Annotated in this window: 21 protein-coding genes; 13 read left to right on the forward strand and 8 right to left on the reverse strand. The window is 71.7% G+C overall.

All coding sequences use genetic code 11. The annotated features are described in order from the left end of the window. Positions 1-61: 61 nt before the first annotated feature. Both BLQ63_RS01760 and BLQ63_RS01765 read right to left on the reverse strand, forming a co-directional pair. Positions 62-1411: an MFS transporter gene (locus BLQ63_RS01760; protein ID WP_091027430.1), complete on the reverse strand. Its 1350-nt coding sequence runs from the start codon at positions 1409-1411 to the stop codon at positions 62-64. A gap of 233 nt (positions 1412-1644) precedes the next feature. Continuing rightward, the gene (locus BLQ63_RS01765; protein ID WP_245680819.1) at positions 1645-2313 is read right to left on the reverse strand and encodes a TetR/AcrR family transcriptional regulator; all 669 of its coding nucleotides are present in this window, start codon (positions 2311-2313) and stop codon (positions 1645-1647) included. A gap of 204 nt (positions 2314-2517) precedes the next feature. On the opposite strand from BLQ63_RS01765, the gene BLQ63_RS01770 reads away from it, so the two are divergent. The 6 genes from BLQ63_RS01770 (at position 2518) to BLQ63_RS01790 (ending at position 9369) form a co-directional block, all read left to right on the forward strand. Continuing rightward, positions 2518-3402: a shikimate dehydrogenase gene (locus BLQ63_RS01770; RefSeq protein WP_091027431.1), complete on the forward strand. Its 885-nt coding sequence runs from the start codon at positions 2518-2520 to the stop codon at positions 3400-3402. Between the two features lie 4 nt (positions 3403-3406). After that, entirely contained in the window at positions 3407-5290 is a 1884-nt protein-coding gene (locus tag BLQ63_RS01775; RefSeq protein WP_091027434.1) for a sugar phosphate isomerase/epimerase and 4-hydroxyphenylpyruvate domain-containing protein, read from the forward strand. A gap of 10 nt (positions 5291-5300) precedes the next feature. Continuing rightward, entirely contained in the window at positions 5301-5474 is a 174-nt protein-coding gene (locus tag BLQ63_RS28180; RefSeq protein ID WP_177154739.1) for a hypothetical protein, read from the forward strand. 117 nt (positions 5475-5591) lie between these two features. Continuing rightward, a complete protein-coding gene (locus tag BLQ63_RS01780; protein ID WP_091027436.1) occupies positions 5592-6953 on the forward strand; it encodes a GH1 family beta-glucosidase in 1362 nt (453 codons plus the stop codon). A gap of 3 nt (positions 6954-6956) precedes the next feature. After that, on the forward strand, positions 6957-8228 hold the full coding sequence (locus BLQ63_RS01785; protein ID WP_091027438.1) for an MFS transporter: 1272 nt from the start codon (positions 6957-6959) through the stop codon (positions 8226-8228). A gap of 217 nt (positions 8229-8445) precedes the next feature. Then, positions 8446-9369, forward strand: a complete 924-nt coding sequence (locus BLQ63_RS01790) for a GNAT family N-acetyltransferase (protein ID WP_091027439.1) — start codon at positions 8446-8448, stop codon at positions 9367-9369. Positions 9370-9460: 91 nt separating this feature from the next. On the opposite strand, the gene BLQ63_RS01795 is transcribed toward BLQ63_RS01790, so the two are convergent. Then, positions 9461-10957: an ATP-binding protein gene (locus tag BLQ63_RS01795; protein ID WP_218124994.1), complete on the reverse strand. Its 1497-nt coding sequence runs from the start codon at positions 10955-10957 to the stop codon at positions 9461-9463. Between the two features lie 144 nt (positions 10958-11101). Between BLQ63_RS01795 and BLQ63_RS01800 the strand changes: the two genes are divergently transcribed. Next, on the forward strand, positions 11102-11431 hold the full coding sequence (locus BLQ63_RS01800) for a hypothetical protein (protein WP_091027454.1): 330 nt from the start codon (positions 11102-11104) through the stop codon (positions 11429-11431). A 12-nt stretch (positions 11432-11443) separates the two neighbouring features. Here BLQ63_RS01800 and BLQ63_RS01805 read toward each other — a convergent pair whose 3' ends face one another. Continuing rightward, positions 11444-12406, reverse strand: coding sequence for a GlxA family transcriptional regulator (locus tag BLQ63_RS01805; RefSeq protein WP_091028578.1), 963 nt, complete (start codon positions 12404-12406; stop codon positions 11444-11446). Between the two features lie 135 nt (positions 12407-12541). On the opposite strand from BLQ63_RS01805, the gene BLQ63_RS01810 reads away from it, so the two are divergent. From BLQ63_RS01810 to BLQ63_RS01820, 3 genes are all read left to right on the forward strand, one after another. Further along, positions 12542-13126: a hypothetical protein gene (locus BLQ63_RS01810; protein WP_091027456.1), complete on the forward strand. Its 585-nt coding sequence runs from the start codon at positions 12542-12544 to the stop codon at positions 13124-13126. Positions 13127-13260: 134 nt separating this feature from the next. Continuing rightward, complete coding sequence (locus tag BLQ63_RS01815; protein ID WP_218124995.1) at positions 13261-14118, forward strand: LamG domain-containing protein; 858 nt, start codon at positions 13261-13263, stop codon at positions 14116-14118. A gap of 162 nt (positions 14119-14280) precedes the next feature. Further along, positions 14281-15783, forward strand: a complete 1503-nt coding sequence (locus BLQ63_RS01820; RefSeq protein ID WP_091027457.1) for a pectinesterase family protein — start codon at positions 14281-14283, stop codon at positions 15781-15783. Positions 15784-15824: 41 nt separating this feature from the next. On the opposite strand, the gene BLQ63_RS01825 is transcribed toward BLQ63_RS01820, so the two are convergent. The 3 genes from BLQ63_RS01825 to BLQ63_RS01835 all read right to left on the reverse strand — a co-directional run bounded on the left by BLQ63_RS01825 (position 15825) and on the right by BLQ63_RS01835 (position 19535). Next, entirely contained in the window at positions 15825-16559 is a 735-nt protein-coding gene (locus tag BLQ63_RS01825; protein WP_091027458.1) for a hypothetical protein, read from the reverse strand. Then, complete coding sequence (locus tag BLQ63_RS01830) at positions 16556-17644, reverse strand: methyltransferase (protein WP_091027459.1); 1089 nt, start codon at positions 17642-17644, stop codon at positions 16556-16558. Before BLQ63_RS01830 ends, BLQ63_RS01825 begins: the two co-directional genes overlap by 4 nt. Before the next feature lie 289 nt (positions 17645-17933). Next, positions 17934-19535: a carbohydrate-binding protein gene (locus tag BLQ63_RS01835; protein ID WP_091027461.1), complete on the reverse strand. Its 1602-nt coding sequence runs from the start codon at positions 19533-19535 to the stop codon at positions 17934-17936. Positions 19536-19764: 229 nt separating this feature from the next. Between BLQ63_RS01835 and BLQ63_RS01840 the strand changes: the two genes are divergently transcribed. From BLQ63_RS01840 to BLQ63_RS01850, 3 genes are all read left to right on the forward strand, one after another. Next, entirely contained in the window at positions 19765-20379 is a 615-nt protein-coding gene (locus tag BLQ63_RS01840; RefSeq protein WP_218124996.1) for a LysE/ArgO family amino acid transporter, read from the forward strand. Between the two features lie 136 nt (positions 20380-20515). Continuing rightward, positions 20516-22582, forward strand: coding sequence for a cellulase family glycosylhydrolase (locus tag BLQ63_RS01845; protein ID WP_091027473.1), 2067 nt, complete (start codon positions 20516-20518; stop codon positions 22580-22582). 143 nt (positions 22583-22725) lie between these two features. After that, positions 22726-23718: a zinc-dependent alcohol dehydrogenase family protein gene (locus BLQ63_RS01850; protein WP_091027475.1), complete on the forward strand. Its 993-nt coding sequence runs from the start codon at positions 22726-22728 to the stop codon at positions 23716-23718. On the opposite strand, the gene BLQ63_RS01855 is transcribed toward BLQ63_RS01850, so the two are convergent. Then, positions 23719-24720, reverse strand: a complete 1002-nt coding sequence (locus BLQ63_RS01855; protein ID WP_218124997.1) for a LacI family DNA-binding transcriptional regulator — start codon at positions 24718-24720, stop codon at positions 23719-23721. It lies immediately after the preceding gene. Positions 24721-24826: the final 106 nt, after the last annotated feature.

Below are 24826 nucleotides of genomic sequence, written 5' to 3' on the forward strand. Positions count from 1 at the left end.
GGGCCGGCCGCCGGAGGTCGTCCGGCGACCGGCCCGTTCCGCTCACGGGTCCCGGCGGGCATCAGTCCGCCACGCGCACCGGCGGCCTCGCCTCGTCCTCCTTCAGGCCCAGCCGCTCCGTCGGCACCCGGTAGGTCTCCCTCCCGGTGAACACCGCCACCGCGTTGACCAGGCACAGGACCGCGGTGAACGCCGCGACCCCCAGCCACGCGCCCTTGTCGTCCCCGGCGATCGCCACCGCCACCGTCGGCAGGAACCCGCTGATCGCGAACCCGATCTGCGTCCCGATCGCCATGCCCGACAACCGCACCCGAGCGGTGAACATCTCCCCGTAGAACGAGGGCCACGTCGCGTTCGCCGCCTGGTACACCAGGCCGAACATGAGGATGCCGATCGTGAAGATCAACGCCCAGCTGCCGATCGAGATCGCCCACAGGTACGGGAAGATCAGCACCGCGCAGCCCAGCGACCCGGCCAGGAACACCGGCTTGCGCCCGAAGCGGTCGGCCGCCGTGCCCCACAACGGGATCGTCGCCACCGCCAGGATGTTCGCCACCACCCCGACCCACAGCATCGGCGTGCGCTCCAACTCGATCGTGTTGACTGCGTAGTTGAGCGCCCACACCGTGAAGATCGTCGAGACCGACGCGATGAGCGCCGCGCAGACGACCCGCAGCACGTCCGCCCAGTGGTCGCGCAGCAGCACCGCCAGCGGCAGGCGGACCGTGTTCCCGGCCTTCGCCTCTTCCTCGAACACCGGCGTCTCCTCCAGCCGGCGCCGGATCAGGTACCCGACCACCACCATGATCACGCTGGCCCAGAACGGGATGCGCCAACCCCAGCTGAGCAGGTCCTCCTCCGGCAGCGCCGCCACCGGCAGGAACGCCGCCGTCGCGATGAGCTGCCCGGCCTGCGTGCCGCTGAGCGTCCAGCTGGTGAAGAACGCCCGCCGGTGCGCCGGCGCGTGTTCCAGGCTCATCGAGTTCGCGCTGGCCTGCTCGCCCGCGGCCGACAGGCCCTGCAGCAGGCGCAGGGTCACGAGCAGGATCGGCGCCGTGACGCCGATGGCGTCGTAGCCGGGCAGGCAGCCGACGAGGAAGGTCGAGGCGCCCATGAGCAGGAGCGTGAAGACCAGGACCCGCTTGCGCCCGAACCGGTCGCCGACGTGGCCGAGGATGATCGCCCCGAGCGGGCGGGCCGCGTAGCCGACGCCGAAGGTGCCCAGGGCGAGCAGGGTCCCGGTGGCGGGGTGCTCCGAGGGGAAGAAGACCTTCCCGAACACGAGCGCGGCGGCGGTGCCGTAGATGAAGAAGTCGTAGTACTCCAGGGCGCTGCCGATCCAGGCGGCGACGGCCGTCTTCCTCGGTGCGCCCCGGGAGCTGAAGCCCGGAGGGGTGGGGTGGTCTGACACGGTGATCTCCTCTGGCGGTGCGCCATTGCATGGGCAGCGAGACGCAGTCTTCCCATCCGAGGACGATGAACGTACTGGATAGTTATGTACTGCTTGGTTAATCACCGATCATTCGCCAGGCGCGCGCGCCTGTCAAGAGGGCGCGGGTACGGGAGTGGTGCAGCTGGGAGCGCAAGATGCATCGGCCTGCATCAATGTTGCGGAAGTGGCGGCAGGGGGGCGGGGGACTCGGCTCAGCGGGCGGTGAGGTACTCGACGACGAGGTCGCCGATCATCCTGCGGTAGTGCTTGCGCAGCCCGGGGTCGAGGAGGTCGCGGTGGAAGATCGCGTCGAACGTGTGCCGGTTGGCGATCCGGAAGACGCAGTAGGAGCTGATGAGCATGTGGACGTCGAGGGCGTCCACGTCCTCGCGGAAGACCTTCGCGGCCCAGCCGCGCTCGAGGATCCTGCCGATCACCTCGCGCACCGGCATCGACAGGCCCGGCAGCGCCTCGGACTGGCGCAGGTGCCTGGCGCCGTGGATGTTCTCGATGCTCACCAGCCGGATGAAGTCCGGGTGCGACTCGTGGTGGTCGAAGGTGAGCTCGGCGAGCTGGCGCAGTGCGGCGACCGGGTCGAGGTGCTCGACGTCGACCTCCTGCTCCAGGGAGCGGATGCCCGCGTAGGCGCGCTCCAGGGCCGCCAGGTACAGGCCCTCTTTGCTCTCGAAGTAGTAGTAGATCATCCGCTTGGTGGTGCGGGTCTTGGCGGCGATCTCGTCGACCCTCGCGCCGGCGTAGCCGCTGGCGGCGAACTCGGTCGTGGCCACGTCGAGGATCTCGGCCCGGGTGCGCTGGGGATCGCGTGCGCGCTCGCCGCCCGCGGCGTCGGCCGGGGCGGTGGGAGGCGGCGGCGTGATCAAGCGATCCCTTCGAGGACGGTGACGGGGGCGTTGCAACTCTAACTCGCGCCGCCCCGCCGGCACGGCGGCCCTTCCCGGTGCGCCGCATCCGGTCGGCGTACGCACCGGTCCGCTCGTCCCGCTGCGCCTCTTCACAAAGCACCCGAACGTTGATAGTTTGAAGTATCTAGTTCGTACATTAGGTCTGACCTCCGAGGAGACCACGTGCCGACCACTCCCACACCCCCCGACGCCACCCTCGTCGGGCTCATCGGCGCCGGGATCGGGCCCTCCCTCAGCCCGGCGATGCACGAGCGCGAGGCCGACGAACTCGGCCTGCGCTACCAGTACCGGCGCCTCGACCTCCTCGACCTCGACCTGCCGCCCGAGCGCGTCGGCGACCTCGTCGAGGCCGCCCGGCTCACCGGCTACACCGGACTCAACCTCACCCACCCCGTCAAGCAGATCGCCGCCGCCCACCTCGACACCCTCTCCGAAGAGGCCGCCGTGCTCGGCGCGGTCAACACCGTCCTGTTCACGGGCGGCAAGTCCGTCGGCTACAACACCGACGCCTCCGGCTTCGCCCGCAGCGCCATGACCGGCCTCGCCGACGCGGCCCTGGACCGGGTCGTCCTGCTCGGCGCCGGCGGCGCCGGGGCCGCGGTCGCCCACGCGCTGCTGGGCATCGGCGCCGGAACGGTCCGCGTCTTCGACCTCGACGCCGACCGCACCGCCCGCCTGGTCGACCGGCTCGGCGCCCACTTCGGACGCGACCGCATCCGCGCCGGGGCGACCGGCGGCCTCGAGGCCGCGATCCGCGACGCCGACGGCCTCGTCCACGCCACCCCCACCGGGATGCGCGAACACCCCGGCACCGCGGTCCCGCCCGCGTTCCTGCGACCCGACCTGTGGGTCGCCGAAGTCGTCTACTTCCCGCTGGAGACCGCCCTGCTCGCCGCCGCCCGCGCGGCGGGCTGCCGGGTCCTCGACGGCGGCCGGATGGCCGTCTACCAGGCCGTGGACTCCTTCCGGCTCTTCACCGGCGTCGAACCCGACGCCGACCGGATGCTCCGTCACTTCGACGGCCTCGCCGCCCGGCGGGAGGGCTGACCCCATGACCGCACCGGCACACCGCCCCCGCCTCGGCATCGCGACCGTCTGCCTCTCCGGCACCCTGGAGGACAAGCTGGACGCCGCCGCGGCCGCCGGCTTCGACGGCGTCGAGATCTTCGAGAACGACTTCGTCGCCGCCGCGCTCACCCCCGAGCAGGTCCGCGCCCGCTGCGCCGACCTCGGCCTTGCCATCGACCTCTACCAGCCCTTCCGTGACTTCGAGGCCGTCCCGCCCGACCTCCATGAGGCGAACCTGCGCCGCGCGGAGCACAAGTTCGACGTCATGGAGCGCCTGGGCGCCGACACGATCCTGGTCTGCTCCACCGTGTCCCCGGACTCGGTGGACGACGACGACCTCGCGGCCGAGCAGCTGCACCGCCTCGCCGAACGCGCCGCCGACCACGGCATCCGCATCGCCTACGAGGCCCTGGCCTGGGGCCGGCACGTGAGCACCTACGACCACTCGTGGCGGATCGTGCGCCGCGCCGACCACCCGGCCCTGGGCCTGTGCCTCGACAGCTTCCACATCCTCTCCCGGGGCACCGACACCGCCGCGATCCGCGTCATCCCCGCCGAGAAGCTGTTCTTCCTCCAACTCGCCGACGCCCCGCGCCTGCACATGGACGTGCTCAGTTGGAGCCGCCACCACCGCCTGTTCCCCGGCCAGGGCGCGTTCGACCTCACCGGCTTCCTCGACCTGGTGCTCGCGACCGGGTACACCGGCCCCTTGTCGCTGGAGGTCTTCAACGACGTGTTCCGCCAGGCCGACCCGCGCGTGGCCGCGGTGGACGCCCTGCGGTCCCTGCTGAGCCTCCAGGAATCGGTCGCGCGAGAAGGATCCGACCGCGCCCGCGCCTCGGTCGGCGGACTGCCGTCGACGCCGCCCGTGGAGGGGTTCGCGTTCGTCGAGATCGGCGCCGGGCGCGAGGCCGAGCCCCAGGTCGCCGCCGCGCTGGACGCGCTCGGCCTGGCGCGCACCGGCCAGCACCGGTCGAAGCCGGTCGCGTTGTGGCAGCGGGGGAGTGCGCGCGTGCTGGTGAACGGCGGCGTCGAGGACCCGGGCGCCACCATGGTGGCCGCGATCGCCGTCGAGAGCCCCGACCCGGCCGCGTCCGCCCGGCGGGCCGAACGGCTGCACGCGCCGATCCTGCCGCGCGAGCACCGCGCGGGCGAGGCCGACCTGGCGGCCGTCGCGGCCCCGGACGGCACCTCGGTCTTCTTCTGCCGCACCGAAGCCGCCGAAGGCTGGACGGCCGACTTCGCGCCGACGGGGCGACCGGCGGCCGCCGACGTCGGCCCGACCGCGGTCGACCACGTGGCGCTGACCCAGCAGACCGACGACTTCGACGGCGCGGCCCTGTTCTACCGCACCGTCTTCGGCCTCCACCCCGAAGTCCCCGCCGAGGTCGCCGCCCCCTTCGGGCTGGTGCGGAGCCTGTCGATGACCGATGCGGCGCAGCGGGTCCGGATCGCCCTGAGCGTCGCGGCGGTGCGCCGCGGCGACTGGGCCCCGGGGGTGCCGCACCCGCAGCACGTGGCCTTCGCGACCGACGACGTCGAGCAGGTGGCCCGGCGGCTGCGCGAGCGCGGCCTGCTGCTGGCGATCCCGGACAACTACTACGACGACCTCGACGCGAGGCTCGCGCTCCCTTCGGACCGCCTGGCGTCCATGCGGGAGCACTCGCTCATGTACGACCGGGACGAGCACGGCGCATTCCTGCACTGCTACACGCCGGTGCTCGGTTCGCGCGTCTTCTTCGAGGTCGTGCACCGCATCGGCGGCTACCGCGGCTACGGGGCGTCGAACGCCCCGGTCCGCATGGCCGCCCACCGCCGCGCGCGCCTCCAGCGGTCCAGGCGCGCCCCGGCACCTGACACGCACTAGCATCGGCATGGTGAGCGCACCGTCCGTCATCCTGTTGGCGATCGCCATTCCCAGTGGCGCACTGGCCCTGTTCGCGCTCGTCTTCTTCCTTCTCGGCCGGAGGATGCGGCGACTGCGCCGCGAGGGCCGGGTCACCTACTCGGCGAAGACCTCGTCGGACAGCAACGCGAACTTCACCGGGTAGGCGACCGCCCCCGTCCGGGCGGCGGGAACCCGGCTGTTCAGGGGTTACCCGCGGGTTCCACGACTGGTATCTTCACGAAAGTTATCCACGTCACTCTCGGAGGTTCCTGTGGTCGCAATGCCGCGCCTGCCCGAAGGATTCGCGTGGGGGGTCGCCACCTCGGCCTTCCAGATCGAAGGCGCCCCGGACGAGGACGGCCGGGGCCCGTCCGTGTGGGACGCCTTCGTCGACACGCCCGGGAAGATCCGCGACGGCCACACCGCCCGCACCGCGTGCGACCACTACCGCCGCTACCCCGAGGACGTCGCCCTCATGAAGGACCTCGGCGTCGACTACTACCGCTTCTCCGTCAGCTGGCCCCGCGTCCAGCCCACCGGGACCGGCCCGGCCAACGCCCCCGGCCTCGACTTCTACGAGCGGCTCGTCGACGCCCTCCTCGAAGCCGGCGTCAAACCGATGGCCACCCTCTACCACTGGGACCTCCCGCTGGCCCTCGAAGACGACGCCGACGGCCCCGGCGGCTGGCTCGACCGCGACACCGCCCACCGCTTCGCCGAGTACGCGCGGCTCGTCGCCGAGCGCCTCGGCGACCGCGTCGACCACTGGATCACCCTCAACGAGCCGTTCGAGCACATGGCCCTGGGCTACGCGCTCGGCGAGCACGCCCCCGGCCGCACCCTCCTCCTCGACGCCCTCCCCGCCGCCCACCACCAGCTCCTGGGCCACGGCCTCGCGACCGCCGCCCTCCGCGCCGCCGGCGCCGGGCACGTCATGCTCACCAACAGCTACACGCCCGCGGTCCCCTTCAGCGGCAACGAATCCGACCTCGCCGCCGCCAGCGCCTACGACGCCCTCCACCGCGGCGTCTTCACCGACCCCGTGCTCCTGGGCCGCTACCCCGACCTGTCCGCCTACGGCCTCGGCGACACCGCCGCCGACCCCTCCGCACTGCCCTTCGTCAAGGACGGCGACCTCGCCGCCATCGCCCAGCCCCTCGACGGCCTCGGCGTCAACTACTACAACCCCACCCGCCTCGCCGCCCCCGCACCGGAGACCGTGTTCCCCTTCGACATCGCCGAGTTCGACCACGCCCCGACCACCGACTTCGACTGGCCCGTCATCCCCTCGGGCCTCACCCAGACCCTCGTCGACCTCACCCGCGACTACGGCGAGGCCCTGCCGCCCCTGTGGGTCACCGAGAACGGCTGCTCCTACGACGTCGCCCCCGGCCCCGACGGCGCCATCGACGACCACCAGCGCATCGACTTCCTCGACGCCCACGTGAGGGCCCTCGCCGACGCCCTCGACCAGGGCGCCGACGTCCGCGGCTACCTCGTCTGGAGCCTGCTCGACAACTTCGAATGGGCCGAGGGCCGCCACCAGAAGTTCGGCCTCGTCGACGTCGACGAGCAGACGCAGGACCGCACCCCCAAGGCCTCCTACCACTGGTACCGGTCCCTCATCGCCGACCAGGCCTGACCGATGACCACCACCCCTCAAGCCCCGCCCGCCGCCCTCACCGAACCCCGGCGCAACGTCGGCCCCGTCTGGATCGGCGGCATCACCAGCGCCGTCCTCGGCCTCTACATGGCCTTCTTCACCCCGATCCAGGTGCTGCTCCCGCTCCAGCTCGCCGCCATCGACGAGGACGGCAAGGTCGCCGCCTTCGGCCTGGTCACCGGCGTCGGCGCCCTCGTCGCCGTCATCGCCAACCCCCTCGCCGGGGCCCTGTCCGACCGCACCACCGGGCGCTTCGGCCGCCGCCACCCCTGGACCCTCGGCGGCGTCCTCATCGGCGCCGCCGCCCTCGCCCTCCTGGGCCACCAGTCCACCGTCCTGGGCGTGCTCGTGTGCTGGTGCCTCGCCCAGGCCGCCCTCAACGCCGGATACGCCAGCGTCAACGCCGGCATCCCCGACCACGTGCCGGTCCGCCAGCGGGCCGTCGTCTCCGGCTGGATCGGCTTCCCCCAGGCGCTCGGGCTCGTCCTCGGCGCGGTCGTGGTGACCGTGCTCGTCACCGACCTCGCCGCCGGCTACCTCGTGATCGGCCTCGCCGCCGTCGCGCTGGCACTCCCGTTCGTGCTGTCCACACCGGATCCGCCGCTGCCGCGCCGCGCCCGCCCGCCCTTCTCGTGGCGCGCGCTGCTGGGCGCCTTCTGGGTCTCGCCGCGCGCCCACCCCGACTTCGCCTGGGCCTGGTTCACCCGCTTCCTCGTCATGCTCGGCAACGCGATCGGCACCCTCTACCTGCTGTTCTTCCTCCAGGACGCGGTCGGCTACGAGCGGCTGTTCCCCGGGCGCAGCGCCGACGAGGGCGTGCTGATCCTCGTGGTGCTCTACACCGCCGGCGTGGTCGCCACCTCGGTCGTCGGCGGCGTCGTCTCCGACCGGATCGGGCGCCGCAAGGCCCTGGTCGCCGCGTCCTGCGCGGTCATGGCGTTCGCGGCGCTCCTGCTGACGTTCTGGCACACGTGGCCCGCGGCCATCGCCGCCGCCGCGATCATGGGCGCGGGCTTCGGCGTGTACCTGTCGGTCGACCAGGCCCTCATCACCCAGGTCCTGCCCGCGGCCACCGACCGCGCCAAGGACCTCGGCATCATCAACATCGCCAGCACCGCACCGCAGGTCCTCGGCCCGGCCCTCGCGGCACCCGTCGTCGCCCACTTCGGCGGCTACGGCACGCTCTACGCGCTCGCCACCGTCGTCACGCTCCTGGGCGGCGTCCTGGTCTGGAAGATCAAGTCCGTCCCCTAGTACTCTGCGGCACTTGGCGTTGTCGTCGCTGAGGCCGGCCGCTGCCCAGCGGCGGACGTGGATGTCGCTCGGAGCGGCGTGGCCGGTTCGCAGGTGGAGCAGCGCCTGGTCAGGAGGGCGGGGCGGTATCCGGCTCCTGCTATGCTCGGCGACGTACCGCACCGGTGGCGGCCTCCAGCATCCTTGCGCTCACGCGCTGTCCTCGTGGAGGTCTTCAATGCCCGATATTCATGTGCGCCCCTTTCGCCGCAGCGACCGCGAGCAGCTCACCGATCTGGTCAACGCCCATGTTCGCGCGGTCGTCCCGGGCTTGTCGGTGCCGGTCAACACCGTCTTGAGTGCGCTTGAACGAGAAGCCGGGGAGTTCATCACCGACCCGTGGGTCACGGATCGAGTGAGCTTGGTGGCCGAGCAGCGTGCGCGTGTCGTGGCCGCCGCGCACCTCCTGCGGTACGGTGCCGGCGAGGAGGTCGGGGATTTCTATCGCGACGCCGGCGAGATCCGGTGGCTGGTGCACTGGCCCGCTGCGTCGTACTGGCCCGACTCCGCACTCGCTGCCGAGGCCCTCATCGCCGCCTGCCTCGCCCAGATGCGCCGTTGGGGCGTCTCGCGCCGGTACGCGGACGGGTCCCTGCCGGCCCCTGGCGTGTACGGAGTGCCCCAGCAGTGGCCGCACATCCGCGGCCTGTACGAGCGCGCCGGGTTCGCCGACCAGGGACGCACTGAAGTCCTGCTGCTCGCCGCGGTCGACGAGATCCCGACCCCGGGCACGGCACCGCTGGAGACACTGCGGCTGCGCCGCACGCTCGGGGTGAACGGGACTCGGCTGGCCGCCTGGCTCGGGGATGAGGAGATCGGGTGGATCGAGGTGGACACCGGCCTGGCCGAGGCCGGTCGGCTGGTGCGCCTGGGCGGGTGGGCGGACGTGGGCAACCTCGAAGTCGACCAGGCCTATCGCCGCCGCGGGGTGGCGACCTGGCTGGTTGGCCAGGCCGCGGAGTGGCTGCGCCTGGGTCGGATCGACCGGCTCCTGGGCTACGCCACGCCCGATGAGAAGGACGGCTTGGAGTTCCTGCACCGGGTCGGCTTCCGCGAACTGACGCGGACCAGCCGGGACTGGATCCACCTGGCGGACAGCTGAACCCGGTGGCCCCGTCCGCGGCCCTCGCGCGCACCGGCCGAGCGTGTTTTCCCAGGCTGACCGGCCTCGGCTCCCAAGCGCCGCAGCAGTACTAGGGCCTGTCCTGTGGATCAGGACGGCGCCGCACGCCGTAGAGGCGGTCCAGGTCCAGCAGGGCCACACGGGGATCGCGGTCGGCGGCGGCGCCCAGTTCGGACGTGAACCCGGTCAGCGAGAACACCCCGAAGACCGCGTGCTCGGTGCGGTACCCCATGCCGGTCAGCATCCCCGCGATGTCCCGCAGCCGCTCCAGCGCGCCGGTGCCCTGGCGCTGCCCGGTCGCCTTCGCCTCCCCGATGAAGGTCACCGCCTTCCCCTGGAGCGCGAGGACGTCGACCTCGTACTTGGCCCGACCCGCGTTGTCGTGCACGTTCGCGGTGCCGACCTCGCCGAACCCCTCGGGCCGCCCGAGGTCCTCGGGCGCGAAGCGGTGCACCCACTCCCGGGCCAGCTCCTCGAAGTGCGGGCCGAGGATCTGGGACCGGAACGTGTCCCGCATGGCCCCCCACACCTGCTCGGACCGGCCCAGGTCGAGCTGCCCGAGCCGCGGGGCGGTGATGAGCCGGTCGAAGCGGATGACCGGGTCGCGCACGCTGATCGAGGAGCGCCCGCGCACCAGGTCGGCGCGCCGGGCCACGTACCCGGTCGACTCCAGGGTCCGCAGGAGCGGGCGGACCGCGTCCTTGCTGCGGCCGGTCTCGGCCCCGATCTTCGCCAGCGACGTGGAGCCTCGGCTGATCGCGCCGAGCACGTCGTAGTACGCCGACCGGTCGGAGATCCGCGGGTCCTCGCGCAGCAGGTAGTCCACCTCGGCGGTGGTGAACACGCCCAGGCCCTTGCTCAGCAGCGTGTCGGGCACCCACTGCTCGAACTCGGCGGGGCTCTGCGGGGTGCGGTCGATGAGCTGCCGGTAGCCGGGGTAGCCGCCGACGCACGCGTGGACCTTCAGGTTCGTCTCGGGGTCGGCGATGCCCCAGAGGTCGGCGGTCTGGCGGTAGTCCAGCGGGCCGAGCTGGAGGTCCACCATGGCCCGGCCGCGCAGCGGCCTGGTGCCCGACAGGAGCTCGCGCATGACGCTGAGGGCGGACCCGCAGAGGATGACGCGCCCGCCGGGGCCCTCGCCGCGCTGCGCCCGGTCGAACAGCAGCTGGAGGATGCCGGGCAGCTGCGGGGCCTTGGCCATCGCGTACGGGAACTCGTCGATCACCAGCAGGGGCGCCCGGCCCGCCGGGGCGGTGCGGGCGGCGACGTCGAGCGCGGTCACGAGCAGGGACTCCCAGTCGGCCGCGGCGCCTCCGGTGATGCCGCCGTGCGCACTGACGGCGGTCGCGAACCGGGCGCGGGCCGCGAGGTCGCCCTCCTCCTGGACGCACGCGTGGTAGAGCCCGCCCACGGCGCCCGCGGCCGCGGCGAGCAGGTGCGTCTTGCCCGCGCGGCGGCGCCCGGAGACGATGCCGATCCGGAGCGCGCCGTCGCCGCCCGAGCCCAGGAACCGCTCCAGCACCTGCCACTCGAGGTCCCGGCCGATGATCGAATCGGGCTTGTCCACGCGCGCCTCCACTGCCGCGGCCCCCGGCGGACCGCACTCGTGTCATCCAGACTACACGAATATCGTGTAGTTGTGACTACACGATATTCGTGTAGTTCCAGATGCACGGGACTGGAGGCACCGAGGCCGCTCCTATGATGAGGCATGCGCTTCCTGCGACTCGCGTCGAACTGGCTCGACCGAGCCGAGGGCGACCCCTTCACCTGGCCCTACTGGATCGACGTGAGCGTCTCAGGACCCGAACCCGCGGTCGCCATCGCCGAAGGCGTCGCCCACGGCGCCTCAGGCGGCCGGTTCACGGTCGAGGAGGCCCTGAAGCCGGAATGGCGCGCCCGCTTCGACAAGGCCGAAGGGACCTGGCTCCTCCCGTACCTCGAGCGGCTCGCCGCCGGCGACGGCGTCGCCGAAGCCGAACTCGTCCGCGCCTTCACCGGCCTGCACGGCCGCGAACCGGAGTCCTACGACTGGGACTGACCCCGCCGCACCTCACGCGGTCGTCGACGACACCGACCGGTACTGCGAGGGCGCGATCCCGTACTCGCGCGCGAACGCCTGCCGCAGCGCCTCCGCCGAGGCGAAACCGCACCGCGCCGCCACCCGCGACACCGGCAGATCCGAGGCCGACAAGAGCTGCGCCGCCGCCGCGAGCCGCGCGCTCCTGACGTACCGCCCCGGCGTCTGCCGCAGCTCCGCCCGGAACAGCCGCGTGAGGTGCCGCGGACTGACCCGCGCCAGCCTTGCCAGCGCCACCGTCGACAAGTCCCCGTCCAACCGCTCGGCCACATGGTCGGTCACCTTGCGCACCAGGTGATCGGCCGCCGGCGCGGCCGTGAACACGCTCATCTGCGCTTGATTGCCCGGCCGGTGCAGGTACGTGACCATCGCCCGCGAGACCCAGCGGGCCACGTCGCCCCCGAAGTCCGCCTCGATGAACGACAGCGACAGGTCCAGGGCGCTCGTGACCCCCGCGGCGGTGTAGACGTTCCCGTCCTGCACCCAGATCGGCCGCGGATCCACGGTGACCTTCTCGTACTCCTCGGCCAGCCGCTGCGCGAAATGCCAGTGCGTGGTCGCCCGCCTCCCGTCGAGCAGGCCCGCCGCCGCGAGGACGCTCGCCCCCGTGCACAGCGAGGCCACCCGCTCGCTCTCGCGCGCCAGGCGCCGCACGTGGCCGACCAGGCGCTCGTCCCGCGACGCGTCCTGGTGCCCCAGCCCGCCCGAGACGACCAGCGTCCCGATCGGCCCCCGCACACGCTCGAGCGCCGCCTGCGCGTTGAGCACCAGACCCGAGGAGCACGTGATCGCCCGCCCGCCCGGCGTCGCCAGCGTGAGGTCGTAGCCGAGCCCGGGATCGATCACGCGCACCGCGTCGAGCGTCGTGGTCACGCAGGCGATGTCGAGCAGTTCGGCGTCGTCGTAGCCGACGACCAGCACCCGATGTCGTTCCATGCCCTCCACCATAGGTCCGAAAGACCAGGATCCCAAGATTTCGGACCTGCCGGTCCCGCACGCTTGACCACCCCGCGCCCGGGGCGGATCGTGGAACAGGTCAGATACCCCCTCTAGGTATACGAGGAGCACCTCATGACCACCGCGACCCCCGACAGCCCGGCCCGCACGGGCCACCCCGTCCGCGCGGTCCTGCGGCGCTGGCCCGCCGTCTTCGGCGCCGCCTTCGCCGCCTTCGTGAGCTACGGCCTCGCCTCGGGCGCCGAGCTCGCGCCGATCCTCACCGCCTCCGGCCTCGTCTACCTCGGCGCGGCGGCGCTCCAGAAGCGCGGGGCCGCCTGGCCGGTGTTCGCGGTGACCTTCGTGGTCATCGGCGCCGCCGACTTCACGCCCTGGCCGGACGCGCCCACGTGGGTCCTCATCGCTCTCGCGGTGCCGTTCACCGTCTACGGACTGCTGCGCGGCGCCGCCCGCCCGGCCGAGGGCCTGCCGCTCCAGGCGATCGGCATGGCGGTCTTCGGCGGGGCCGCGGCGGTCGTGATGCTGGTCGGCGGCGACTTCGGCGCCTACCTGGTGGCCGCCGGACTGCTCGGCCACGCCGCCTGGGACGTGCACCACCACCGCACCGGCCGCGTGGTCGTGCGCTCGATGGCCGAGTTCTGCTTCGTGCTCGACACCCTGATCGCCGTCGCGATGGTGGTCGTGGCGCTCAACGGCTGAGGGCAAAGCGTTGGAAATCGTCGGAAATCGTTGACAAATGAACGTCCGATGCGGACCATATATTGAAAAGGGTCGATGTGACCGCGAACCTTCCCTCGCGGTCGCATCGGCGCCCCGACGCGAAGGCGGTCATCATGACGAACACCCCCAAGGGCAGCTCCCGGCGCACCGCCCTGCGGCGGATCGGGGCGGTGGCGGCCGCCGCGGCCGCCGCGCCGCTCCTCGGCCCGCTCGACCCCGCGAGGGCGGCCGACGCGGCCGCGGACCGGATCGGCGCGGCGGCCTGGGAGACGCTCGTCGACGGTTCGTTCGCGAGCCGCGCCGCTCTCGAATCCTCCTGGAACTACCTGTACCCGTGGGGATCGGACCACAACGGCACCGCCCGCATGTACGCGAGCCCGACCGACACGAACCACCTGTACCTCTCGCCCAGCGGGGTCCTCAACATCAAGGCCACGCGCATCACCTGGAACGAGGGCAACAGCTCGAAGGACCCGTACCTGCCCATCCGCTACCACTCGGCCGCCATCCACGCCAAGCGCCAGGTCCTGGTCAGCGACCGGTACCCCGACTACGAGATCCGCGGCGAGTTCCAGGCGCCGTCCGCTCCGGGCACCTGGCCGGCCTTCTGGATCACCGGCGCCAACTCGTGGCCGCCCGAGAGCGACATCCTGGAGTACAAGGGCGACAACCGGAACTGGTTCAACACCTACGACGGCGCCTGGGAGAACACGCTCGTGTCGGTCTCCTCGCCCGGCAGCTGGCACGAGTACCGGATCTGGATGACCAAGACCAGCGGCACCGACGTGCAGATCCACTACTACCTCGACGACGTCTGGAAGGGCGCCCACACCGGATCGAACTTCGTCGGCAAGGCGATGAACGTGATCGTCAACCTCCAGATGGAGGGCTCCTCGGGCGGCTCGGGCCCGACCTCGGACACCCTCTTCAAGGCCCAGAACGTCTACGTGGGCCGCACCAACAACGGCTGAAGCGCGAGCGGCGGCACGCGCCCGCCCCTTGCCTTCCGCTGCGGGGGATCGACTTCGGCCGATCCCTGCTCTATATTGTTTCATGGACATACATAATTGCCTTGCTCGTTGGGGGAACTCCCGGCATGTCCCAGCGACCTGGCGCTTCACCATGGAGTCGTCATGCCATCGAATACCCTCACGCGTCCGCGCGGCCGCCGCCTCGCGGCGCTGCTGTCCCTGCTCCTGGGTGCGGTCCTCGCCGCCACCGGGGCCCTCTTCGCCACCTCCAGCGCGCAGGCGGTCGAGACCGGCGTCTGGTACAACATCGAGTCCCGCCACTCGGGCCTGGTGCTCGGCATCCGGGCCGCCTCGACCGCCAACGGCGCCGAACTCGTCCAATGGAACGCGAACGGCTCCACCGACCAGCAGTTCCGCTTCCTCGACTCAGGCGACGGCTACTACCGTATTCAGGCCCGGCACTCGAATAAGGTCGTCGACGTCGCCTCCGGCAGCACCGCCGACGGCGCGCTGGTCCAGCAGTGGGGCGACGCGAACTCCACGAACCAGCAGTGGCGCGTCACCGAGAGCGGCGGCTACGCCACGTTCGTCAACCGCGCCACCGGCAAGGCCCTCGACCTCTGGGAGTGGTCGACCGTCAAGGGCGCCAGGGTCTCCCAGTACACGCCCACCGGCGGCGTCAACCAGCAGTGGAAGCTCGTCAAGGCCGGCGGGGAGATCGACGCCGATCTCGTGGTCGCGGCCGACGGCTCGGGCGACTACACCACCGTGCAGGCCGCGGTGAACGCCGCCGCGTCGGGGACGACCATTCTCATCAAGGCCGGCAACTACAAGGGCGCCGTGACCGTGCCCTCCTCCAAGACCGGCATCAGCTTCATCGGCGGGACCGGCAACGCCCGCGACGTCGTCATTCACGAGAACCGCTGCGCCGCCTGCGACAACGGCTCGGGCGGCACGTGGGGGACCAGCGGCAGCGCGAGCGTCCTCCTCCAAGGCGCGAACTTCACCGCCGAGGACCTGACCTTCGCCAACACCTACGACGAGGCGGCGAACGGCGCCAGCCAGGCCGTGGCGGTCAAGGTCCAGGGCGACCGGATGGTCTTCGACAACGTGCGGTTCCTCGGCAACCAGGACACCCTGCTCACCGACTCGCCCAGCGCCGCAACGGTGTCGCGCCAGTACTACCACGACTGCTATGTGGAGGGCGACGTCGACTTCATCTTCGGGCGCGGCACCGCCGTGTTCGACCAGTGCACCATCCACGCGCTCAACCGCGGCTCCACCACCAACAACGGCTACATCACGGCCGCGAGCACCGAGATCACCAACCCGTACGGGCTGCTGTTCTACCAGTCGACGCTGACGAGCAACGCGCCGAACAACTCGGTGTACCTCGGCCGGCCCTGGCCCGCCGGCGGCTCGACCACCGCGCGCGGCCAGGTCCTGTACCGCGAGTGCACCATCGGCGCGCACATCCGCACCGTCGAGCCGTGGTCGGACATGTCCGGCCTGGCCTGGGAGGACGCGCGACTGCGCGAGTACCAGAACACCGGACCCGGTGCGACGGTGAACGACAACCGGCCGCAGATGTCCTCCGGCGAGGCGGCGAACCACACGCCGCAGCGCTATCTTGCGGGCGGCGACGGCTGGAACCCGATCATCTGACCGACGCGCCGCGGCCGGGGGCGCCCCCGGCCGCGGCGTTCCTACTGCGGGCGCAGGAGGTCGAGGTCGGCGCCCCACGCGTCGAGCACGGCGCCGTGCCCCGCCTTGCGCGCCTTCGCCTCCACGTCGGCGAACAGCCGCCGCTGCACCGCCGGGTCGGCCGTCGCGGCGATCCGCCCGACCGTTTCGAGCAGTGCGCCCGTCTCCCAGTCCGGGAGCGGGTGGTGCGCGAGTTCCCATTCCAGGTACTTGTTGTACGGCCGCGGGCGCCGGTCCATCGCGAAGAGCAGTTCGAAGAGCGACCCCAGGCTGTCGGCGGCGTCGAGGCGCGAGGCGAGGCCGAAGCCGTCGCGGCCGTTCTTGAGCGATCGGTAGAGCGAGTTCGCGTAGTCGTCGAGGTCCTCGGCGGCCTTCGCCGACGCCGCTTCGGGTTCGAGCCGCTGCTTGGCCTCGACGATCGCGGCGATCTCCCCGTCGAGGCGGTCGAGCACGACGCGGCCGCGCGCGACGGCGTAGCGGCAGAACCCGGGCATGCCCGCCTCGCGGAACTGCGTGAGCGTCACCAGGACCAGGTCGAGCAGGGCGGTGCGGTGGTCGCGGAAGCGTTCGAGGCCGCTCGCGGCCCCGTCGGCGAGGACGACCCACAGGTCGTGGTCCGAGCGGTCGGTGACCAGGCCCTCGTGGGCCTGCGAGCCGATGAGCACGAGCCCGACCACCGCCGGGTCGGCGGCGGCGAGGTCGTGGAAGTCGTCGTAGGTGAGCGTCGGTTCGGTCATGGTCGGTCTCCTCGGGTGCGGTCGTTGACGGGCTCGAGCAGGTAGATCCTCGGATGGTGTCCCTTCTGGAACACGCGGTGCACCGATCCGGCGTGCCAGCGCCGCTCGTGCCGGACCAGGAGCCGCTCCATCAGCTTGACCTCGTGGGTCAGGACCGCGAACCGGCCGGCCGGCGTCACCAGGCGCCCGGCCGTGCGCAGCATCGCGTCGTAGACGGCCTCGTTGGAGCCGTGGTCGCCGCACCTGGTGCCCCACGGCGGGTCGGCCAGGATCACCTCGAAGCGCCGCCGCGCCAGCAGGTCCGGCGCGGCGACGTCGGCGCGCAGCAGGTCGGCGCGCACGCCGGCCGCGTCCAGGTTCGCCCGGCACGCCGCGAGCGCCGCATCGGCGACGTCGACGCCCACGGCGATCCGCGCGGGGCCCGCCAGGAGCCGTTCGATCAGGAGCGTCCCCGAGCCGCACATGAGGTTGAGGACGCGGTCGCCCGACCGGGCCGGGACCAGTCGCGCCATCGCGGCGGCGATGGTGGCGTTGACCGCCCCCGGGTAGTCGGCCACCCGCCACGGCCGCGCCGACAGCGGCCTGGTCGAGGCGCGCACCAGCACGTCCCATCCGGCCTCGGCGGTCGGCGACCGGTGGAACCGGAGCACCAGGTCGCCACCGGCCGGGTCGAACGCCAGACCGGTGACGCGGGCGAGTTCGGCGCCGAGTCGGCGGAACGCGATCGAGTCGCGCCCGGCCGCCTCGATCCGCAGCGACCGGGCCGGGCGGTCCCGGTCGGCCGCCTCTTCGACGGCGGTCGCGATGCGCCGCAGGTGGTCGGCGTGCAGGAGCGAGCCGGGGCGGGCGACGCCGAAGCCGAGCACGGTGAAGACCGCGACGGCGGTGCGCAGCGACCGCAGCCGCGACAGGGGCCCGGCGTAGGGGAAGCGGAGCGCGTCGTCGCGGCCCGGCACCGGCCGGGGCCGGACCTGCGGGAGCAGGCCCTGGATCTCGTCGGCGAGGAAGCGCCCGAGTCCGGGCAGGAAGGTCGCCTCGACCATGCGCGGCCGGGCGGGACGTGGGAGATGACGGACAGGGGCCATGGAGGCAGCCCTTTCGAAGCGTGCGGCGGGAATCGCGGGTCCGCCCTGGCCTCAGGGCGGGGGAGTCCTCGCGGCGCGTCGGCGCCGGGACGGTGGCACGGCGCGGCGGCGGCCGCGGGGGGCCGGTCCGGCCTCACCGCGCGGCGCGCTGCCGCTGCGATCCTGCTGCTACTTCGTCATCGCCGCCAACCTAAACGGGCGGGTCCCCGCACGGCAACCGAATTCCGCGAAACGGCACGGCGGCCCGTCCGGTTCCGGACGGGCCGCCGCTTCGGAGGGGCTCAGGGGGTCAGAGGCTCACGGTCCTCCCGCCGAGGGTGACGACGAGCCTGCCGTCACCGGCGAAGGACCACCCGAGGGCGCCGCTGTAGTTGGAGCAGCGCGACCCGTTGGAGCCCGAGTAGAACTGGTTCGAGCTGTCCGAGTTGCCGATGACGCGGTCGTTCGTGGCTCCGGAGAAGAAGCACGAGGTGTTGTTGCGGAACGTCGACGACCCGGCGTCGAAGTTGAAGTTCCGCTCGGTGCTGTCGATGCCGAGGTTGTTCGAGATGGTCATCGAGCCGGGGTTGGAGTTGTACGTGAACCCGTGCTGGCCGTTGTCGAAGGCGATCGAGTACCTGACGGTGTGGTTGATCGGGACGTCCTCGCCGCCGAGCTTGTAGCCGTTGCGGTCGCCGTTGGCGAAGACCGTCCCGTTGGAGAGGGTGCCGTTGCGGTACGACAGCGAGTACTCGATGGTCACAGTGCCGATCGGGTCGTAGTCGGAGTAGGTGTAGAGGTCCCATCCGTCGTCGGCGTTGTTGTGCGCCACCGCGTACCGGAACACGTTGCCCGAGCCCACGGTGAGCTTGGCCGCGAAGCCGTCGGCGTCCTCGCCGTCGGAGTCGGCGTTGTCGTGCGACTCGGCGCTGATGACCAGGTTGTTCCTCGGCCACGACGCGGTCGTGCTGGTCGAGGTCTGGCGCGAGAGCTGGAGGCCCGAGTCGCGGTTGTAGCGGGTGATCGTGCGCTCGAAGATGTTGCCGCTGCCGGACACGAAGATCCCGTTGTCGCCGGCGCGCTCCACGATGAGGCCCTTGACGTGCCAGTAGTCGGCGTAGACGGCGAGGCCGCGGTTGGTCGAGGCCTCGGACTGGGCCGAGAAGTTCAGGACAGGGACTTCGCTGCCGTAGGCGGCGAGCGCGATGCGCGCGGAGGAGGTGCCGTCCTTCGTCTCGGGGATGACCACGGTGGAGGAGTAGTTGTAGGTGCCGCCCCTCATGTAGATGGTGCCGCCGGCGGTGACGCGGCTGATCGCCGAGGTCAGCGTGGTCGGTGCCGAGATGGTGCCCGCGGCGCCGTCGGTGCCGCCCGGGGCCACGTAGATCGCCGAGCCGGTCGGCGGGGTGGTCGGTTCGGTCGAGCCGCCGACCTCGAAGTCGAGGTAGTCGATGTTGGCGAGGCCGTTCGCGGTGGTCGCCGCGACGCGGATCGTGTTGGACCCGGCGACGACCGGGACGGTGAGGGTCTTGGTGGTCCAGCCGGTCCAGCTGCCCGTCGGGAACGACCCGGCGGACTGCGCGACCGAGCCGTTGACGGTGATGTCGGCGGGTCGGTCGGCCGTGCCGCCGTTGGCGTACCGGATGCCAAGGGTGGCCGAGCCGGCCGAGGCGGCGTTGACCGTGAACTGCACGGCCGCGCCGACGGCGTTGTCGCTGTTGCAGAATCCGCCGCCGGAGTATCCGGCGTGGTTGGAGTCGATCGTTCCGGCGCACGTGGCCGGCGAGGTCTCGGCCTCGTGGCGGACCGGCGCCGCGGAGGCCGCGTTCATCGCGACCAGTGTCGCGGCGACGGCGACCAGGCCGGTGAGCCCGGCGACCACCGCCGCGCGGACCCTTCTTCGAGAGGACATGTTGCTTCCCTTCACCACTGCGTTGTGCTGCCCGGAGGCAGGGAGGAGATGCCGCCGCAGAATCTTGAGATATGGAAATCCTTGAATTCAAGCGGTTGCCATGAGCGTAAGGAAGGCGTTTTCCTCTGTCAAGCCCGCGCGGCCCGATCGGACCATCCCGTTAGGATCGACCGATGCCATCGACCCATTGCGGGGACGGCTGCGGCGCAGGGGCTCCGGTGGGGCGCGCGTGACCGCGGCCTTTCTCACCGGCCTCGCGCTCGGCTTCGCCCTCATCGTCCCCATCGGAGCCCAGAACGTGTTCGTGTTCGGCCAGGGCGTCGCCCTGGGAATGCCGCGGGCGCTGTGGGCGGTCCTGGGCGCCGGACTGTGCGACACCCTCCTCATCGTCCTGGGCGCCACGGGCGCCTCGGCCCTGCTCGACTCGGTGCCGGGCCTGCGCCCGGCGATGCTCGCCGCCGGGGCGCTGTTCCTGGCCTACCTCGGCATCCGCTCCCTGCGCGCCACCCCGGCCGCGATCGAGGACCAGTCCGGGGACTGGTCGCCGGCCCTGACGATGCGCCGCACCGCGGCCGTCTCGCTGCTCAACCCGCACGCCATCCTCGACACCGTCGGCGTCCTCGGCGCGGCGATCACCGCCCAGGCGGCCGCGGCCCGCCCCGCCTTCGCCGCGGGCGCGGTGAGCGCCTCGTGGATGTGGTTCCTGCTCCTGGCCGGAGCGGCCACCGCGATGCGGCGGGTCATGACCAAGGCGCGCCTGGTCTGGTTCGACCGGGTCTCGGGCGTGATCCTGCTGGTCTTCGCGGTCTGGCTCGCCGTCGAGTTCGTCCAGGTCCTGCGCTGACCGGAACGGGGCTTGGGAGCGATTGACAAAGTTGGGTCACCCAACTTACTCTTGCATTGAGGACCTTCGATGGGCTGTGCTGACACCCCTCGGCCCCGCGTCCTTCCCGGCAGATCACGTGTACAGAAGGAGTGCCATGCAAGGCGTCAAGAGACGAACCCGCCGCTGGACAGTGCTGGCGGTGACGGCGGTCGCCACCCTGGCGGCGGGCCTGGGCATTCTCGCGCCCTCCGCCGCCTACGCGGACGAGGGCTGCAAGGTGGACTACAAGGTCGCCAGCCAGTGGGGCGGCGGCTTCACCGGCGACGTGAAGATCACCAACCTCGGCTCGGCCGTCAACGGCTGGACCCTGGTCTGGAACTTCCCGAACGGCCAGCGCATCTCCCAGGCCTGGAACGCGACCACCACGAACGTGGGCGACCAGGTCACCGCGAAGAGCATGAGCTACAACGGCTCGATCGCGAGCAACGGCTCGGTCTCCTTCGGCTTCAACGGCTCCTGGTCGGGCACCAACGCCGTCCCGACCACCTTCACGCTCAACGGCACCGTCTGCACCGGCGGCGTCGTCGACCCCACCACCGAGCCCACGACCACCCCGCCGCCGACCGGCGGCATCAGCGCGATGGAGACCGTCGCGGCGATGGAGCCGGGCTGGAACCTCGGCAACTCCCTCGACGCGGTCGGCGCCGACGAGACCGCCTGGGGCAACCCGCGCATCACGCAGTCGCTGATCCAGAACGTGGCTGATCAGGGCTTCAACAGCATCCGCATCCCCGTCACGTGGGACAACCACCAGTCCAAGTCGGGCGACTACGCCGTCGAGGACGCCTACCTCGACCGCGTCGAAGAGGTCGTCGGCTGGGCGCTCGACGCCGACCTGTACGTCCTCATCAACATCCACCACGACTCGTGGATCTGGATGGCGGACATGAACACCAACCGCACGGTCGTGGAGGCCCGCTACGAGGCGATCTGGAACGAGCTCGCCGACCGCTTCCGCGACGCCCCGCCGGAGCTGCTGTTCGAGAGCGTGAACGAGCCGCAGTTCAACAATGTGGACGACGCGACCGCCGAGGCCCTCCTGGAGGACCTCAACGTCTCCTTCCACGAGATCGTGCGCGGCTCCGGCGGCGGCAACGCGACCCGCGTGCTCGTCCTGCCGACGCTGCACACCAGCGCCGACCAGGCCCACCTCGACGCGCTGAGCGCGACGATCGACTCGCTGAACGACCCGAACCTGGCCGCCACGGTCCACTACTACGGCTTCTGGCCCTTCAGCGTGAACATCGCGGGCTACACGAAGTTCAACGCCGAGGTCCAGGCCGACATCGAGGGGTACTTCGACCGCGCCTACGACGAGTTCGTCGCCAACGACATCCCGGTCATCGTCGGCGAGTGGGGCCTGCTGGGCTTCGACGCCCACACCGGCACCGTCGAGCAGGGCGAGAAGCTGAAGTTCTTCGAGTACGTGGGCCACTACGCGAGCCAGAAGGGCCTGACGCTCCAGCTGTGGGACAACGGCCAGCACTTCGACCGGACCGGCTTCCAGTGGAAGGACCCGGAGCTGTTCTCGATGCTCCAGGCCAGCTGGTCGAGCCGGTCGGGCACGGCGTCGACCGACCAGGTGTACGTGGCGAAGACCGCCGCCGTCGCCGACGTGTCGCTCCAGCTCAACCTCAACGGCACCACGTTCCAGAACCTGCGGCTGGGGTCGACCAACCTCGTCCAGGGCACCGACTACACGATCTCGGGCTCGACGCTCACGATCAAGGCGAGCAGGCTGACCGCGCTGCTGGGCGACCGCAACTACGGGGTCAAGGCCAACCTCCAGGCGGTGTTCTCGCAAGGGGCGCCGTGGCGGATCAGCGTCATCTCCTACGACCAGCCCACGATGTCGGCCGCGTCGGGCGCCTCGGGCACCTTCGCGATCCCGACCCAGTTCAAGGGCGACCAGCTGGCGACCATGGAGGCGAAGTACGCCGACGGCACCCCGGCCGGCCCGCAGAACTGGACCTCCTACAAGGAGTTCGCGCGGGCCTTCAGCCCCGACTACACCGCCGGCACGGTCAGCCTGCCGACGGCGTTCTGGGCCGAGGTCAACGACGGCCAGAAGGTCACGCTCACGTTCCACTTCTGGAGCGGGAAGACCGTGACCTACTACGTCACCGAGTCCGGCGGCAACGTCACCGGCTCGCTGACCTGACCGAGTCCCCGCTGAAAGGGCGGCCCCGGCGCGTCGCGCCGGGGCCGCCCCGTCTCCTGGCTTCTGCGACGGCAACGCCATTCGTACGACAGCGATCGAAGTATGATCATGGTCGAACTTCCACTCGAGAACGGATGGCTCCCATGGCGAAGACAGTGCGGTTCCACGAGTACGGCGGCCCCGAGGTCCTCACGGTCGAGGACGTCCCGGTCGGCGAGCCGGGCCCGGGGGAGGTGCTGGTGCGCATCGAGGCCGTCGGCCTCAACCGCGCCGAGGCGCTCTACCGCGCCGGGCACTACATCGAGAAGGCCCGGGCGTTCCCGGCCGGGCTCGGCGCCGAGGCGGCCGGGACCGTGGAGGCGCTGGGGGAGGGCGTCACCGGTCTCACCGAAGGCCAGTCCGTCAGCGTCATCCCCTCGTTCTCGCAGAACGACTACGCCGTCTACGCCGAGCGGGCCGTGGTCCCGGCCTCGGCGGTCCTGGACCGGCCCGAGGGCGTCGACGCCGTCACCGGCGCGGCCGTGTGGATGCCGTACCTCACCGCCTACGGCGCGCTCGTCCAGGTCGGCGGGATGCGCCCCGGCGACACCGCGGTCCTGACCGCCGCCTCCAGCTCGGTCGGCCTGGCCGCGATCCAGATCGCCAACCGCCTCGGCGCCGTCCCGATCGCCGTCACCCGCACCTCCGCCAAGAAGGACGCGCTCCTGGAAGCCGGTGCGGCCCATGTGATCGCGAGCGAGGAAGTCGACCTCGCCGAGGCCGTCCTCGACCTGACCGGCGGACGCGGCGCCCGGTTCGCCTTCGACGCCGTCGCCGGCCCCGGCGTCGCCGACCTGGTCCGCGCCAGCGCCCCCGGCGCCACGGTGTTCCTGTACGGGTCGCTGTCGGGCAAACCGACCCCGTTCCCGCTCTTCGAGCTCGGGATGCCCGCGGTGAGCATGCGGACGTTCCTGGTCCACGAGACCACGCGCTCGCCCCGGCGCCTGCGCGAGGCCGAGGCCTTCATCGCCTCGGGGCTGCGTTCGGGCGCCTTCACCCCCAAGGTCGACCGCACCTTCGCGCTCGACGACATCGCCGAGGCCCACCGCTACCTGGAGCGGGGGAACCAGATCGGGAAGATCGTCGCCACCGTCTGATCAGCGCGTGGACTCGCGCGCGGCCACGGTGAAGGGCGCGGTGTGCTCCTCGGGGCCCCGCGCGGGGTCCTCCAGGCGGGCGGCGATGAGCGCGACCGCCTTCTCGGCCATCCAGCGGTGGTCGGGCGCGACGCTCGACAGCGACGGGGTGAGGTAGGCGGAGGCGGGGATGTCGTCGAAGCCGATCACGCGCACGTCCTCGGGGCAGCGCAGGCCCACGTCGGCCAGGCCCCGCAGCACGCCGTGCGCGACCGTGTCGGTGACCGCGACGATCCCGTCGAAGTCCACGCCGGCCTTGCGCAGGTCGTGGACGGCGCTCCGGCCGTCCTCCATGCTCATGCCCGACAGGTGCACGAGTGCGGGGTCGGCCCGAAGCCCTGCCGCCTCCAGCGCCTCGGCGTAGCCCCGGTGGCGCCTGGAGGCCGCGTGGACGCCGTCGAGGGACCAGCCGGTGACCGCGGCGATCCTGCGGCACCCGCGTTCGATCAGGTGCTCGGTGGCCGCCCGCGTGCCCGCCTCGTTGGCCATCCCGACGTGGTCGATGCTCGCCCCGAAGTCCCTCTCGCCGAGCATGACCAGCGGGAAGTCGCCCCAGGTGGTGCTGCTCTCGTGGTCGCGCGGGTCCAGCGCCACCGCACTGAGGATGAGCCCGTCGAACTGGAGCTTGTGCGACTGCGCGATCGCGTCGGCCTCGCCCTCGGCGGCAGCGCCGGTCTGCTCGATCGCGACATGGAACCCGCGCGCCTTCGCCGCCGTGATCACGTGCCCGGCGAGCATCCCGAAATAAGGCTGGTCGATGCCGGGCACGGCGAGGCCGATGACGCCGGTGCGCCCGGCCTTGAGCGTGCGGGCGTTGACGTTGAGCCGGTAGCCCGACCGCTGGATCGCATCGAGGACGCGCTGTCGCACGGGCTCTGAGACCCCGGGGCGGCCGTTGACCACGTTGGACACGGTCATCTTGGAGACCCCGGCCAGCCGCGCCACGTCGCTCATCGTCACCATGTCTCGTCCTGTCCTTCCGCTGCGACCACCGGTCTATGCTCCCACCACCGGTTCGGGCCCGCCACGGCCGTTCACGACGGCCGCGGCGGGAGTGCCGGGCCGGCCC

This window comes from Glycomyces harbinensis, from assembly GCF_900101745.1.
GTDB classification, from domain to species: domain Bacteria; phylum Actinomycetota; class Actinomycetes; order Mycobacteriales; family Micromonosporaceae; genus Glycomyces; species Glycomyces harbinensis.

Excerpts from the sequence above, each read along its gene's own strand:
- BLQ63_RS01815 (WP_218124995.1), top strand. The coding sequence starts at position 13,261 with ATGACGAACACCCCCAAGGGCAGCTCCCGGCGCACCGCCCTGCGGCGG.
- BLQ63_RS01805 (WP_091028578.1), bottom strand. The coding sequence starts at position 12,406 with ATGGAACGACATCGGGTGCTGGTCGTCGGCTACGACGACGCCGAACTG.
- BLQ63_RS01855 (WP_218124997.1), bottom strand. The coding sequence starts at position 24,720 with ATGGTGACGATGAGCGACGTGGCGCGGCTGGCCGGGGTCTCCAAGATG.
- BLQ63_RS01830 (WP_091027459.1), bottom strand. The coding sequence starts at position 17,644 with ATGGCCCCTGTCCGTCATCTCCCACGTCCCGCCCGGCCGCGCATGGTC.
- BLQ63_RS01780 (WP_091027436.1), top strand. The coding sequence starts at position 5,592 with ATGCCGCGCCTGCCCGAAGGATTCGCGTGGGGGGTCGCCACCTCGGCC.
- BLQ63_RS01850 (WP_091027475.1), top strand. The coding sequence starts at position 22,726 with ATGGCGAAGACAGTGCGGTTCCACGAGTACGGCGGCCCCGAGGTCCTC.
- BLQ63_RS01785 (WP_091027438.1), top strand. The coding sequence starts at position 6,957 with ATGACCACCACCCCTCAAGCCCCGCCCGCCGCCCTCACCGAACCCCGG.
- BLQ63_RS01800 (WP_091027454.1), top strand. The coding sequence starts at position 11,102 with ATGCGCTTCCTGCGACTCGCGTCGAACTGGCTCGACCGAGCCGAGGGC.
- BLQ63_RS01790 (WP_091027439.1), top strand. The coding sequence starts at position 8,446 with ATGCCCGATATTCATGTGCGCCCCTTTCGCCGCAGCGACCGCGAGCAG.
- BLQ63_RS01810 (WP_091027456.1), top strand. The coding sequence starts at position 12,542 with ATGACCACCGCGACCCCCGACAGCCCGGCCCGCACGGGCCACCCCGTC.
- BLQ63_RS01835 (WP_091027461.1), bottom strand. The coding sequence starts at position 19,535 with ATGTCCTCTCGAAGAAGGGTCCGCGCGGCGGTGGTCGCCGGGCTCACC.
- BLQ63_RS01775 (WP_091027434.1), top strand. The coding sequence starts at position 3,407 with ATGACCGCACCGGCACACCGCCCCCGCCTCGGCATCGCGACCGTCTGC.
- BLQ63_RS01820 (WP_091027457.1), top strand. The coding sequence starts at position 14,281 with ATGCCATCGAATACCCTCACGCGTCCGCGCGGCCGCCGCCTCGCGGCG.
- BLQ63_RS01845 (WP_091027473.1), top strand. The coding sequence starts at position 20,516 with ATGCAAGGCGTCAAGAGACGAACCCGCCGCTGGACAGTGCTGGCGGTG.
- BLQ63_RS01825 (WP_091027458.1), bottom strand. The coding sequence starts at position 16,559 with ATGACCGAACCGACGCTCACCTACGACGACTTCCACGACCTCGCCGCC.